18 protein-coding genes are annotated in these 12065 nt (G+C 39.6%); 5 read left to right on the top strand and 13 right to left on the bottom strand.

What is annotated here, in order from left to right; genetic code table 11:
* Positions 1 to 4: 4 nt before the first annotated feature.
* The 5 genes from tlp to acnA form a co-directional block, all read right to left on the bottom strand.
* Positions 5 to 247, bottom strand: a complete 243-nt coding sequence (tlp, locus tag MKY11_RS09115; protein WP_017359579.1) for a small acid-soluble spore protein Tlp — start codon at positions 245 to 247, stop codon at positions 5 to 7.
* Between the two features lie 15 nt (positions 248 to 262).
* Positions 263 to 406, bottom strand: coding sequence for an acid-soluble spore protein N (locus MKY11_RS09110; protein ID WP_008357830.1), 144 nt, complete (start codon positions 404 to 406; stop codon positions 263 to 265).
* A gap of 51 nt (positions 407 to 457) precedes the next feature.
* Positions 458 to 583: an FbpB family small basic protein gene (locus MKY11_RS09105; RefSeq protein ID WP_003211002.1), complete on the bottom strand. Its 126-nt coding sequence runs from the start codon at positions 581 to 583 to the stop codon at positions 458 to 460.
* Positions 584 to 659: 76 nt separating this feature from the next.
* Positions 660 to 1163, bottom strand: a complete 504-nt coding sequence (locus MKY11_RS09100) for a TlpA disulfide reductase family protein (protein ID WP_008343807.1) — start codon at positions 1161 to 1163, stop codon at positions 660 to 662.
* Between the two features lie 66 nt (positions 1164 to 1229).
* Positions 1230 to 3959 (bottom strand): aconitate hydratase AcnA, encoded by a 2730-nt coding sequence (gene acnA, locus MKY11_RS09095; protein WP_058337578.1) that lies wholly within the window; start codon positions 3957 to 3959, stop codon positions 1230 to 1232.
* Between the two features lie 220 nt (positions 3960 to 4179).
* On the opposite strand from acnA, the gene sspO reads away from it, so the two are divergent.
* The 4 genes from sspO to MKY11_RS09075 all read left to right on the top strand — a co-directional run bounded on the left by sspO (position 4180) and on the right by MKY11_RS09075 (position 5670).
* Positions 4180 to 4326, top strand: a complete 147-nt coding sequence (sspO, locus tag MKY11_RS09090) for a small acid-soluble spore protein O (protein ID WP_017359581.1) — start codon at positions 4180 to 4182, stop codon at positions 4324 to 4326.
* Positions 4327 to 4343: 17 nt separating this feature from the next.
* Positions 4344 to 4490, top strand: a complete 147-nt coding sequence (locus MKY11_RS09085; RefSeq protein WP_058337579.1) for a small acid-soluble spore protein P — start codon at positions 4344 to 4346, stop codon at positions 4488 to 4490.
* A gap of 102 nt (positions 4491 to 4592) precedes the next feature.
* Positions 4593 to 4982 (top strand): Hsp20/alpha crystallin family protein, encoded by a 390-nt coding sequence (locus MKY11_RS09080; protein ID WP_025207398.1) that lies wholly within the window; start codon positions 4593 to 4595, stop codon positions 4980 to 4982.
* A gap of 259 nt (positions 4983 to 5241) precedes the next feature.
* Positions 5242 to 5670 carry a DUF2621 domain-containing protein gene (locus MKY11_RS09075; RefSeq protein WP_007499335.1) on the top strand — a complete coding sequence of 143 codons (429 nt, stop codon included), beginning with the start codon at positions 5242 to 5244 and terminating at the stop codon, positions 5668 to 5670.
* 21 nt (positions 5671 to 5691) lie between these two features.
* On the opposite strand, the gene MKY11_RS09070 is transcribed toward MKY11_RS09075, so the two are convergent.
* Positions 5692 to 6174 (bottom strand): cytochrome c biogenesis protein CcdC, encoded by a 483-nt coding sequence (locus tag MKY11_RS09070; RefSeq protein ID WP_039167726.1) that lies wholly within the window; start codon positions 6172 to 6174, stop codon positions 5692 to 5694.
* A 94-nt stretch (positions 6175 to 6268) separates the two neighbouring features.
* Positions 6269 to 6976, bottom strand: a complete 708-nt coding sequence (locus MKY11_RS09065; RefSeq protein ID WP_008343813.1) for a cytochrome c biogenesis protein CcdA — start codon at positions 6974 to 6976, stop codon at positions 6269 to 6271.
* A gap of 214 nt (positions 6977 to 7190) precedes the next feature.
* Here MKY11_RS09065 and MKY11_RS09060 point away from each other — a divergent pair, with 214 nt between their 5' ends.
* On the top strand, positions 7191 to 7358 hold the full coding sequence (locus MKY11_RS09060; RefSeq protein WP_008343814.1) for an aspartyl-phosphate phosphatase Spo0E family protein: 168 nt from the start codon (positions 7191 to 7193) through the stop codon (positions 7356 to 7358).
* Between the two features lie 269 nt (positions 7359 to 7627).
* On the opposite strand, the gene MKY11_RS09055 is transcribed toward MKY11_RS09060, so the two are convergent.
* From MKY11_RS09055 to yneA, 6 genes are all read right to left on the bottom strand, one after another.
* Positions 7628 to 7846: a YneF family protein gene (locus tag MKY11_RS09055; protein ID WP_003212379.1), complete on the bottom strand. Its 219-nt coding sequence runs from the start codon at positions 7844 to 7846 to the stop codon at positions 7628 to 7630.
* 84 nt (positions 7847 to 7930) lie between these two features.
* Positions 7931 to 8377 carry a sporulation inhibitor of replication protein SirA gene (gene sirA, locus MKY11_RS09050; protein ID WP_041507216.1) on the bottom strand — a complete coding sequence of 149 codons (447 nt, stop codon included), beginning with the start codon at positions 8375 to 8377 and terminating at the stop codon, positions 7931 to 7933.
* Between the two features lie 198 nt (positions 8378 to 8575).
* Positions 8576 to 10579 carry a transketolase gene (tkt, locus tag MKY11_RS09045; protein ID WP_041092713.1) on the bottom strand — a complete coding sequence of 668 codons (2004 nt, stop codon included), beginning with the start codon at positions 10577 to 10579 and terminating at the stop codon, positions 8576 to 8578.
* Positions 10580 to 10767: 188 nt separating this feature from the next.
* Entirely contained in the window at positions 10768 to 10998 is a 231-nt protein-coding gene (locus tag MKY11_RS09040) for a DUF896 domain-containing protein (RefSeq protein WP_008343816.1), read from the bottom strand.
* A 69-nt stretch (positions 10999 to 11067) separates the two neighbouring features.
* Entirely contained in the window at positions 11068 to 11715 is a 648-nt protein-coding gene (locus MKY11_RS09035) for a recombinase family protein (protein ID WP_017359583.1), read from the bottom strand.
* 17 nt (positions 11716 to 11732) lie between these two features.
* Entirely contained in the window at positions 11733 to 12044 is a 312-nt protein-coding gene (yneA, locus tag MKY11_RS09030) for a cell division suppressor protein YneA (protein WP_007499348.1), read from the bottom strand.
* Between the last annotated feature and the right edge of the window lie 21 nt (positions 12045 to 12065).

The following is a 12065-nucleotide window of genomic DNA, read 5'->3' as shown; positions in this document are numbered from 1 at the left end:
TGGTTTATTCAGTGTAACCGCTCTTTCTTGCTGCTTCCTCGTCCTTTATTTCAGAACGCATTGCGTCAATACTTGTTCTACGGTTTTCATTTTTTTGCTTGATCATCTGCTTTTCTTCCTCTGTTGAAAGACCCATTGCTGCTTCAGATTCATCAATATTTTCAAGTGTGTTTTCGATCATATCCTGCAGCTTCTCAACATTGTCAGAACGATCATCTGGATTGGATTGATATGACTTGTCATTCATCATGCTTCCCTCCTATTATTCGCCCTTCGTCTGTATCACATCAGGCTGTTCATTCGATTTATTATGCATCTTTTTACCTTTATTTCGTTTGTATGCTACAGGTTTTGTCCCTAAATGGTCTGGTGTAAACTGCGCTTGTTTATCATGCTCTCTACCCATCATTCATCCCTCCCTCTTCTTTAGGATGAACGAAAAAGGACAAATCATAACTTATTTTTGTCTAAATCGCTCTTCCAACTTTTCTTCAAGCTGGTTTAAAAATTCCTCATTGCTTAATAATTCTTTTTTATTTTCAAGCACAAGTTCTTCAAATGTACGGCGCTTTCTTCTTCTCATGTCTATCACCACCTCCACTCTGTTCATACCATTTTCGCCAAAACATTTAGAAAATAAGCAAAAAAGAGCTGAATCATTATAGATCCAGCTCTTTTTCAATTTCTTTTTTTGTGAGCATTTGATGCTTTACAGACAGGATACGCCCTTTTTCATCTAGTATGTATGTCGTCGGATAGGAAAGTACCTGATATCTTGCTTGAATACCTTTTTGATCTAATAAAACAGGAAAACTGACCTTAAGTTCATCAATAAATGAGGCGACGTGATCCACACTCTTTTCAGTGTTCGTCAAATTCACCGCTAGTACCTCAACTTGGTCATTTTCACTTCTAATTGCATCTAGATCTGGCATTTCTGTTCGGCAAGGCTTACACCATGTCGCCCAAAAATTGAGGAGTACTTTTTTCCCTCGATAATCAGATAACGATGCCGTTTTGCCATCAAGGGTTTTGAGCTCAAAATCAGGGGCTTTGTCCCCTGTTTCAAGACCGATGGCAGGTTCTTTTGGTCCGAATACATTCCATGCAAGTAAACCAATCAACACAAGTAAAACAGCGCTTGCCATTCCTTTTTTCCACATGATTGATCCTCCACTATGTTAAAAAAGAAGAGAAAGCTGTCTAATCGCCTTCTCTTCTTTGCTTTATTAGTTGCTTGCCAATTTTTCACGCAATACCATTTGAAGGATACCACCATGACGGTAGTAGTCAATTTCGACTTCACTGTCAAAGCGAACAATTACTTCAAATGTTTTCTCGTTGCCATCTGTATCAATTGCTTTTACAGTGACAAGATCACGCGGACGAACTGTTTCATCAACATCTACTTCGAATGTTTCTGTTCCTGTTAGTCCATAAGTTTCTGCACTTTCTCCATCTTTAAACTGTAAAGGAAGTACACCCATGAAGACAAGGTTACTTCTGTGGATACGCTCAAAGCTTTCCGCTAGAACGAATTTAATTCCAAGAAGATTTGTTCCTTTTGCAGCCCAGTCACGAGAAGAACCCATTCCGTAATCTTTACCTGCTAAGATCGCAAGACCAGTTCCATCTTCTTTATAACGCATGCATGCATCATAAATGGATGTCACTTCACCAGTTGGCCAGTACGTTGTATACCCGCCTTCTGTTCCTGGTGCGATTTGGTTCTTAATACGGATGTTTGCAAAAGTACCTCTCATCATAACATGGTGGTTACCACGGCGAGATCCGTATGAGTTAAAGTCTCTAGGCGATACGCCTCTTTCTTGCAAGTATTTACCTGCAGGTGTGTCTTTACCAATCGCTCCAGCAGGAGAAATATGGTCTGTTGTGACAGAATCACCGAACTTCGCCACTACGCGCAATCCTTTAAGTGGTTCAACTTTACCAGGTTCAACTGATAAGTTTTCGAAGAATGGCGGGTTATCAATGTATGTGGAATTTTCATCCCATTTATACAATGCATCGTCCGTCGTTTTAATTTCATTCCAGCGGTCATTGTTGTCAAAAACAGTTTCATACTCTGAACGGAATAGCTCAGGTGTGACAGTGCTTTTCACGACACTGTTGATTTCATCCATTGATGGCCAAATGTCATTGAAATAAACGTTCTCGCCATTTTTATCGACACCGATCGGATCTTTTGTTAAATCAATATTCACCGTACCAGCAAGTGCATAAGCCACAACTAATGGTGGAGATGCAAGGTAGTTTCCTTTTACAAGCGGGTGGATACGACCTTCGAAGTTACGGTTACCTGATAAAACAGAAGTGATCAGCAGATCATTTTCAGAGACAGCATCTTCAATTTCTTTTTCAAGCGGTCCTGAGTTTCCGATACAAGTTGTACAGCCATACCCAACGATGTTAAATCCGAGGTCTCTTAAGTATGGAAGAAGTCCTGAGTTCACGAGGTATCCTGTTACAACCTTAGAACCTGGCGCTAGTGACGTTTTCACGTAGTTTGGCACCTTCATGCCAAGCTCACTTGCTTTCTTCGCAACAAGACCTGCTCCGATTAAGACGTATGGGTTCGATGTATTCGTACAGCTCGTAATCGCTGCAATCGCAATCGCACCTGTCTTCATCACAGCTTTTTCACCATTTGCTAGATCAAATTCAATTTGTTTATCCAGCTCTGATTTTTCTAAGCCAAACCCTTGGTTACCAGCTGGGCTTTCAATGTGCTGATGGAACGTTTCTTTCATTTTAGAAAGTGGAATCAAATCTTGTGGACGCTTTGGACCAGATAAGTTTGATTCAATTTGAGAAAGATCAATTTCCACAACATCTGTAAAAATTGGCTCTTCTGCATCTGGCGTATAGAATAAGCCATTTGCGCGAGAATATTCTTCAACGATATTAATTTGCTCTTCATCACGTCCAGTAAGGCGAAGGTAAGCTAGCGCTTCTTCATCTACTGGGAAGAATCCGCAAGTAGCACCGTATTCTGGCGCCATGTTTGCAATCGTTGCACGATCTGCTAACGGCAATTGTGCAACACCAGGTCCGAAGAACTCGACGAACTTGTTCACTACGCCTTTTTCACGAAGAACTTGTGTCACTTTTAATGCAAGGTCAGTTGCAGTTGTTCCGTTTGGAAGCTCTCCAACTAATTTAGCCCCAATGACTTCTGGTACTGGGAAGTATGAAGGCTGACCGAGCATTCCAGCTTCTGCTTCGATACCGCCAACGCCCCATCCAAGTACACCGATACCGTTAATCATTGTTGTATGTGAGTCAGTACCAACTAATGTATCTGGGTAAGTGATGATCTCGCCATCTTCTTCGATTGCATGAACAACACTTGCAAGATACTCTAAGTTCACTTGGTGAACGATCCCTGTTGCAGGCGGAACAGCTTGATAATTGTTAAACGCTTTCTTTGCCCAGCTAAGGAAGTTATAACGCTCTGCGTTACGTTCGAATTCTAAATCCATGTTAATGTTTAATGCATCTTCAGTTCCAGCTTTATCGACTTGTACAGAGTGGTCAATGACCAGGTCAACTGGAATTTCAGGGTTGATTTTATCTGGGTCTCCGCCCACATCTGCCATTGCTTTTCTTAAAGAAGCAAGGTCAACGACGGCTGGTACACCCGTGAAGTCTTGTAAAATAACACGAGAAGGTTTAAATGGAACATCAATTTCTTTTACCTCGGCAGTTCCCCATTTTGCCAAGTTCTCAACGTGTTCCTTTTTGATCACTCTACCGTCTACTTGGCGAAGCACTGATTCTAAAAGTACCTTAATGGAATAAGGCAGCTTAGAAACATTTCCGATTCCTTGTTTCTCTAGTGCTTCTAACGAATAATAGTGATACGTTTTCCCATTTGTCGAAAACGTTTTTCTAGATTGAAAAGCGTCTTGTTTAGCGACTTGCTGCTGTTTCGACATGTCCAAAATCCCCCTTTTGATGATCAAGATCAATTTCAATTCTCAGAAAAATCGTCGTATTTCACCACAATTTTCTCACAATTTCATCTTAAAACAAATTCATACATAAGTAAATAACAATGCTTTTATTAAATTCAATAAGTTTAGCTTATCATGAGGAAATGATTACTCTTCATAAACTGAGCAGCACGGGTTCATACTAATGCTGAGGTGATAGAACATGACAAAAAGAAAAGCAAATCATGTCATTGACGGCATGAACGCAGCCAAAAGCCAAGGAAATGGTGCAGGCTATATAGAAAATGATCAGCTCGTTTTAACAGAAGAACAAAAGCAAAACAATAAAAAGCGTAAAAAAAACCAATAAGAAAGGAGTGAGAAATGATGACGGACAAAAACACTGGGAAAGACATACGTCAAAACTCTCCTAAAGAGCATCAAGGCGGGCAACCTGAGCCACTATCAGGCAGTAAAAAAGTGAAAAATCGCAACCATACAAGACAAAAGCACAATTCACATCATGATATGTAAACATTCTCTCTTAAGCCCGTGACCAAACGGGATGTTTTAGGTCTTTCACACATTTCAGCTTTTATCATATGATTTATTATGAGATGTGATGGAGGAGTGTTTATGGAGAATGAAAAGCAAGTGAATTCCTCTGATTTTCTTGAAATAGATGATTGGCTGAATGTATTAATGGACGATCCTTTTGCATGGTATGACGAACAGCTCCCAATAGATCTTTATGAAACGAGCCGTGATTATATTATTGAGATCGACCTCTCCACCCTGTCGATCACTGATTTAAAACTGACCTTTTCCGGATGTGAGCTCATCCTCGCTTATTTGATTGATGAAAGAGAACAGCCGATTGAAAAAAGTGTCATGCTCCCTTTTTATTTGAATGACAAAGACATTGATACAGATTACGAAAACAGAATCATATCAATCAAAATCAAAAAGGATGCCCATCGTCAAGACGGAGCATTTTCCTTTCAAATGCCGCACTTCAAACATTAAGAGCCCGCCTGTATACAGGCGGGCTCTCTTCCGTTCGTTTCAAGTCAATACCTTGTGCGAACCACCATGGCCAAATAGTAGAGTCGCTATACAATAATGTATTCCTTTTCTACTAAATGGTTTGGGTCATTCTAGTAAATGGGCGCCTCTTGATCAAAAAAGGCGTTTATAGAGAAAAAACTCATACATTTTTGTTATTTTCTTCTACCTTCCCTTCATGTAAAATAGAGTAGAGAGAAGGGATATAGGGAGTGAGAACATGTTAAGCGGCTGGTTTTTGTGGTTCATTTTATTTTGGGGTACAGTGATGATTGGATTACTAGCAATCGGTGGCTTTTTTATGTTTCGCAAGTTTTTAAAACGATTGCCGAAAGAAGACGGGAAATCAGAGCTTGATTGGCAGGATGAATATATTCAAAAGAGCCTGCACCTATGGCGCGATGAAGACAAACAGCTATTAAATGAGCTAGTATTACCGGTTCCAGAGCTGTTTAGAGACGTCGCCAAAGAAAAAATCGCCGGTAAAATTGGCGAGCTGGCACTTAAAGAACAAGCGGCCAGCATTAATTTAGACTTAATCATTCGCGGCTATATTATCGCTACACCGAAGCGGGATCATAAATTTCTACTAAAGCGCCTTCAAGAAAAAAAGATCGACCATTCACCATATGAATCTTTATTAAAATAACCTCCTTTTTAAAAAGGAGGTTTAATTTATTTGGGCCTGCTGCACATCTAATTGTTTAGACATCTTTCTAAACGACAAATACATCGCAACCCGCCAAGGGACAATCATGCCAAAGGCTAGAATCCAAAACATCCCGCTAAGCGCACCATAATCAATGGAAGAGCTTAAAATCGTCTTCATTCCGATACGAAGGACAAGAAGCCCAATGAGAATAAACACAAATGCTTTTGAACGCTTCAAATAGATTTCATTGCCTCTAATTTCAAATTTCGATGTTTTAATTAAAAAGATAGAGAAAAACATCCCTACAGTAATCGCCTCTAAAAATTCAGCTCCAGTTACTTGAAACATTGGCACAAAAAACATCAGTGCACCAGTGCTCATAAAGATAGGAGGTAAAATAATTTTTTTCGCGGTTGCAGGTTTTGCAGATGATTTAATGCGAATAAACATGACGGCTACCGCCATACATACCGCCACTATAGAAGAAATTATGATCATCATATCAAATCATTCCTTTATTCTTTAAGGTCAGCCTATGTATAATATACTCCAATTGACGAAAAAAAACCATTCGCCGCGACTGTAGAAAACGATTTCAAAAACCAGTAAATCCTCCAAATAATGATGAGAACATAATAATGATCCACGTCAGAAGATCAAAGAACAGCAAGATTCCTACCACGATCATAATAATCCCGCCAGTTTTCATAATGAGCTGCTGACGCTTTCTGATCCAAGCCATTTTTGTGATGAAAAAGGAAAGAACAAAAAATGGGATAGCAAAACCTAATACATACGCAATCATGTAGGTCACAGCGGACTCTGGCTTGTTGCTGGCAAGTGTGATGACGGCTGATAAAATCGGGCCGGTACATGGTGTCCAACCAGCAGCAAAACCCATTCCGATGAGAATCGATCCAAAAAAACCGGCTGGACGATTCTTAAACTGCAACCTCTTTTCTCCCATTAAAAAAGAAGGCTGAAATACACCAAGAATCATAAAGCCAAAGAAAATAATGAGAATGGCACCAATTTGACGAATCGCATCTTGATATTCAATGAAAAACTTCCCAACAAACGATGTCCCAAATCCAATGGCAATAAAAATGAGAGAGAATCCAATTAAAAAGAATAATGTATGAAGAAGACTTCTCCTTCTCAGCATCACCTTCTCAGATTTCACTTCATCTATACTAACGCCCGTAATATAGGATAAAAAGGCTGGATAAAGTGGCAGACAGCACGGTGAGATAAAAGAAAGAAACCCTGCTCCAAACGCTAAAAAGTAATTCAAATCTGACAAAAGAACACCCCCTTCTTACAATATACAATAAGAGATGACAAATTCATTTCATTTTTTTTACATCATCTCAATAAAGATGGTCTAATCTCTTAAAACCTTATATAATTTAATTTGACATCAAGATACCAAACCCTTTAAATTTGAAAATAAACCTTAAAATGGATATAATAGAACCGATTCTTTTTATCAAGATTTGCATGAAAGGAACATGACTTTGGTAAAAACATCATTATTAACTCAAATTGAAGAAAAAAGAGAAGAGTTGATGAAAGTTGTCTTGCATAATGGGATGACGTCAACAGTGACCATCGAACATAGCCAGCAGCTAGATCATCTCCTCTTACAATATCAACGACACTTACACTCAAACTCAGCCAACTAATGATATCTCAAGATAGAAACAAATGCCGCACGATTTTAGAAAAGTTGATATGTGTGACAATAAAAGAAACAAAAACCTCTGCTCACAAGGGGTTTTTTGTTTTGTCTTTAACGGACGGTTCACGGCAAAATAAAAACCACTTTCCCTGCTTTATTCATGCAAGTACAGTGGTTTTATGCGTCTGATGAAGGTGACTTCAATAAAGAAAGGACATCGCTTGTCCAATCTTTAGGGACCATGTTCCATCTATGATCATAATAACGTACGTATTATTTCGCTTGGTTGTTCATGGCTTTCATCATTTGATTGATTTTCTTTTGGGACGGTTTCATGCCCATTTGCATCATCATCATTCGAAGCATTTGTTCATTAATTGGTGGATTCTTTTTCAAGTAGCTCATCATATACTTACGAGCAATAAAGAATCCGAGTGCAACTCCTGCAAGCAGTGCAACAACGCCTACAAGGATGACAACCCATAAATCCATAATTCTTCCTCCTTCATGTTGTCTCGTATAAAGTGTACTAAACAAAAGGCTATTATACAACATTTCACGTTCAATTTTATTTTTTTAAACAAAATTCATCACTTTTACCGGATTGAGCCACCCATGCTTCTTTGATCCAAAGTCCATAGCCAGGAAACAAGGACTAATTTTTCTGAGTACTTCAAAAAACACCGCTTCTGCCTCATAACTGCCTGTGGCAGACATTTGAATGTAACGGTCTTTTATAATGAATGCGGCTGTGCCTTTTCCATCTGGCAGCGATGCACTGTATATTGAGCCTATTTGTGTATAGTGAATGTTGGTTAAATTGTTCATTAAACGCTGGTGCATATGAAAAGCAGGGATTCGTTTCGTTACATAATCCACTTGCTTAACAAGCATGACTAATTCGTCATCACTGCGGTTCGTCCAGTGTAACGATTCAAACAAATGAAACAAAATAGATTCTCTACCAAAATAATGATGAGCAAACTCATCCTCAATCCAATAAATATAATAATGGCGTTCCATGTCTATCCCTTCCTTTCACATTTCGTCAATCTCGCTTATTGCTTGTATTATACAAAAATGTGAAAGAAAGAATTGTCTATATATGAAGCAAGAAGAAACTAGTTTTGTCAAAAAAACAAGAAAAAAGAAAAAAGTTTGCAGAGCATAGTGAAAAGCTCTGCAAACCGACTGCAAAAAAGCATGATGCTTGGAGACTGATTATTTATTCAGCTTTGCTTTTACGCGGCTCACCACGTTGCTGACAGTGAAACCGTATTTTTCAATAATGGTTTCGCCTGGTGCAGAAGCGCCAAATTTATCAATCGCAATCACATCGCCATCAAGGCCAGTGTAACGTTCCCAGCCAAGTGAAGCACCCATTTCGATTGCAACACGTGCTCTCACTGCTTTAGGAAGAACGGACTCTTTGTATTCGTCTGACTGCTCATCAAAGCGATCCCATGCAGGTAAGCTCACGACAGAAACGCGAATGCCTTCTTTTTCAAGTGCTTTTTGCGCTTCAATGGCTAAACCTACTTCAGATCCTGAAGCAAGTAGAAGAGCTTCTGGCTGTGCATCAGCTGCTTCAACGACGACATATCCACCTTTTTCTACGCCTTCATACGCCTTCTCTGGTGCTTGATCAATCGTTGGAAGGTTTTGACGAGTAAGAACAAGCGCTGTCGGTTTATTCGTTGAAGATACAGCAATTTTCCATGCTGCAGCTGTTTCGTTTCCATCAGCTGGACGAATCACAGAAAGGTTAGGCATCGCACGTAATGAAGCGAGCTGTTCAACTGGCTCATGCGTTGGTCCATCTTCCCCAACCGCAATGCTGTCATGCGTAAATACATAAGTGACAGGAAGTCCCATCAATGCAGCAAGACGAATGGCAGGTCTTAAATAGTCTGAGAAAACAAAGAATGTTCCGCCGAATACACGAAGTCCGCCGTGAAGTGCCATACCGTTTAATGCTGCACCCATTGCGAATTCTCTCACACCAAACCAAATGTTTCTGCCAGCGTAATTCTCTCTGCCAAAGTCAGTTGTATCTTTGATTGTTGTTTTATTTGATCCAGCAAGGTCAGCAGACCCGCCAATAAAGAATGGTACTTGTTTTGCAATGCCATTTAATACTTCTCCAGAAGAAGCACGAGAGGCAAGGCTTGAACCTGCTTCATAAACAGGAACCTCTTGATCCCAATTCTCAGGAAGTTTTCCTTCAATCGCAAGCTTCAGCTGAGCTGCTAGTTCTGGATATTCTTTTTCATATTGCTCAAACAGTTCATTCCACGCTGCTTCTTTTTTCTGTCCAGCGTCTTTAACAGCTGTTTTGAAATGATCGTACACTTCAGAAGGTACATGGAAATCTTCTTCAAACGTCCAAGAATAAGCTTCCTTCGTTAGCTTCGCTTCCTCACTGCCAAGCGGTGCACCGTGCACCCCAGACGTTCCCGCACGGTTTGGAGATCCAAAACCGATCGTCGTCTTCACTTCAATAAGTGTAGGTTTGTCTGTACTTTGTTTGGCTTTTTCAATGGCAGCCGTCACTTCGTCAATGTTATTGCCGTCTTTTACATAAAGAACTTCCCAATTCATCGCTTCAAAACGATTCTTCACATTTTCAGAGAAAGAACGATCGAGGTCGCCATCTAAAGAAATGTCATTTGAATCATAAAGAACAATTAAACGGCCCAAGCCTAAATGACCAGCAAGTGAAGCAGCTTCAGAGGAAATGCCCTCCATTAAGTCTCCATCTCCGCAAATGCTGTATGTATAGTGATCCACAACATTAAAGTTATCTTTGTTATACGTTTCTGCAAGATGTCTTTCTGCAAGTGCCATTCCAACAGCCATCGCAATCCCTTGTCCTAAAGGACCTGTTGTCGCATCTACGCCTTCTGTATGTCCAAACTCAGGATGTCCAGGTGTTTTGCTTCCCCATTGGCGGAATTGTTTTAAATCTTCGATGCTCAGATTGTATCCGCTTAAATGAAGCATGCTATATAAAAGCATAGAGCCATGTCCCGCAGATAACACAAAACGGTCTCTGTTAAACCAATTTGGATTTTGCGGACTTACGTTTAAGTGATTCGTCCATAAAGCGTATGCCATTGGTGCAGCGCCCATCGGCATTCCAGGGTGACCGGAATTCGCTTTTTCAATTGCGTCTATGGAGAGAGTACGTATTGTTGCAATAGATTTCAATTCAATCGTTTCCATATAAATCCCCTTCCGTATCTTGTGTACACCATTATCATAAATCTACTGTCCTTTTTTCACAACTATTTCACGCCGAAAAAGAAGGATTTTGTCACATTTAGTTTATCGATCACCTAAAAACTTATGCAAATATGAAAAAAGATGAGAATATTCCTCCCATCTTTTCAAAAATAAAGAAATGATGACCTTTAATGAAGATTCTGGTCTCTTTCTCTTTTTAATTTTTCTGGTGTGACATCGTTTCCTTCTGGATCGACGATTTTCACGGTTTTGAGTGTATTTTTCATAGAAGAACGAAAAGCCTTTAAATATTCCTCTCTTAATTGCTTCTGTTCTGTTTTCTCAGCGTCCGACAAACCGGCTTCTTTCGACTTTTTTGAAAGCTCATTGATTCTTGCAAGCTGTTCTTTAGAAATCATGACAAACTCCTTTAAAACATTTTCTCTACATACTACTAAATATCAGTCATTTTTACAACAAATCACGCTTTAAGTCGCAAGCCCTTTTTCATATTCTTGGTACCTTCTATGGACGGTTGCTTTTGAAATGTCAAAACCAAGTGCCTGCAATGTCACTGCAATTTCAGCGAATGTCATGTTGTTTTTTCTTAATCGAACAATTTCAGAAATCGGTACTTCAATACGTTCGCGGCCAGGCGCCTGTTCTTGGTGTTTTAAATTTAGTTCGGGTTGATACCCTCGCTCAACAGCTTTTTTCATCCCACGCTTAATTTTCAAATTATGAATTTTACGCTGATACTCTTCTACAACGCCTACAATTTCAATGACCATCTCGTCTGCTTCTGAAAGCTCAAGCTCTCCTCTATGAAATACGCTGTACACCTTGACTTTTTCTTTAAACAGACAATGAAGAAGAGCGATTTTCGCCTGCCCTCTTCCAAGGCGTGTCTCATCTTGAATGAGAACAGCATCGATTTCTTCCTCTTTCAGCGCAGCCAGCATGTCAAAAACACCGTCACGATCAAGATCGTATCCACTCGCTTTTTCTTTAATCACTTTGACTACATTCATCTTGTGCGCTGCAGCTAAAGCAAGCAGTTCTTCTTCTTGTCTTTTAAGCGAGGTTTCTTGCTCTTCTTTGGCAGTACTTACTCTCGCATAAATGATTGCATTCATGTCTTCAATCGACCTTTCTACTGTACTGTTGCAAGTTGATATACGACTGGATGCTCTTTTTTAACTGGAATCACAAGGATATCTCCCGGCTGGATGTCAGTTGAAGCGAGATCATTGTGTTCAGTTACCCAGTCAATAAAAGCATTTTTATCGATTGATTTACTGTCGTTTACTTGATCAGCTAATCCCCAAAGAGTATCACCTGATTGAACCTCTATTTTAACATATTGATTTGGATCATTATGGCTAGTGACTGCAATAAGTGAGAGAAATATGCCAACGATGAATGAGAATAGCCCAATAAAAATAATAGATTCCTTTAACCTCATAATGTCATCTCTCCTAATAGA

This window comes from Bacillus sp. FSL W7-1085 (genome assembly GCF_038595035.1).
Classification (GTDB): domain Bacteria; phylum Bacillota; class Bacilli; order Bacillales; family Bacillaceae; genus Bacillus; species Bacillus altitudinis.
Note: the sequence above shows the minus strand (reverse complement) of the source record. Positions and strands in the feature narration are given on the sequence as shown.

What these genes read in the sequence shown, in the direction of transcription:
- tlp (WP_017359579.1), bottom strand. Translation starts at nt 247, where the DNA reads ATGAATGACAAGTCATATCAATCCAATCCAGATGATCGTTCTGACAAT.
- MKY11_RS09110 (WP_008357830.1), bottom strand. Translation starts at nt 406, where the DNA reads ATGGGTAGAGAGCATGATAAACAAGCGCAGTTTACACCAGACCATTTA.
- MKY11_RS09105 (WP_003211002.1), bottom strand. Translation starts at nt 583, where the DNA reads ATGAGAAGAAGAAAGCGCCGTACATTTGAAGAACTTGTGCTTGAAAAT.
- MKY11_RS09100 (WP_008343807.1), bottom strand. Translation starts at nt 1,163, where the DNA reads ATGTGGAAAAAAGGAATGGCAAGCGCTGTTTTACTTGTGTTGATTGGT.
- acnA (WP_058337578.1), bottom strand. Translation starts at nt 3,959, where the DNA reads ATGTCGAAACAGCAGCAAGTCGCTAAACAAGACGCTTTTCAATCTAGA.
- sspO (WP_017359581.1), top strand. Translation starts at nt 4,180, where the DNA reads ATGACAAAAAGAAAAGCAAATCATGTCATTGACGGCATGAACGCAGCC.
- MKY11_RS09085 (WP_058337579.1), top strand. Translation starts at nt 4,344, where the DNA reads ATGACGGACAAAAACACTGGGAAAGACATACGTCAAAACTCTCCTAAA.
- MKY11_RS09080 (WP_025207398.1), top strand. Translation starts at nt 4,593, where the DNA reads ATGGAGAATGAAAAGCAAGTGAATTCCTCTGATTTTCTTGAAATAGAT.
- MKY11_RS09075 (WP_007499335.1), top strand. Translation starts at nt 5,242, where the DNA reads ATGTTAAGCGGCTGGTTTTTGTGGTTCATTTTATTTTGGGGTACAGTG.
- MKY11_RS09070 (WP_039167726.1), bottom strand. Translation starts at nt 6,174, where the DNA reads ATGATGATCATAATTTCTTCTATAGTGGCGGTATGTATGGCGGTAGCC.
- MKY11_RS09055 (WP_003212379.1), bottom strand. Translation starts at nt 7,846, where the DNA reads ATGGATTTATGGGTTGTCATCCTTGTAGGCGTTGTTGCACTGCTTGCA.
- sirA (WP_041507216.1), bottom strand. Translation starts at nt 8,377, where the DNA reads ATGGAACGCCATTATTATATTTATTGGATTGAGGATGAGTTTGCTCAT.
- tkt (WP_041092713.1), bottom strand. Translation starts at nt 10,579, where the DNA reads ATGGAAACGATTGAATTGAAATCTATTGCAACAATACGTACTCTCTCC.
- MKY11_RS09040 (WP_008343816.1), bottom strand. Translation starts at nt 10,998, where the DNA reads ATGATTTCTAAAGAACAGCTTGCAAGAATCAATGAGCTTTCAAAAAAG.
- MKY11_RS09035 (WP_017359583.1), bottom strand. Translation starts at nt 11,715, where the DNA reads ATGAATGCAATCATTTATGCGAGAGTAAGTACTGCCAAAGAAGAGCAA.
- yneA (WP_007499348.1), bottom strand. Translation starts at nt 12,044, where the DNA reads ATGAGGTTAAAGGAATCTATTATTTTTATTGGGCTATTCTCATTCATC.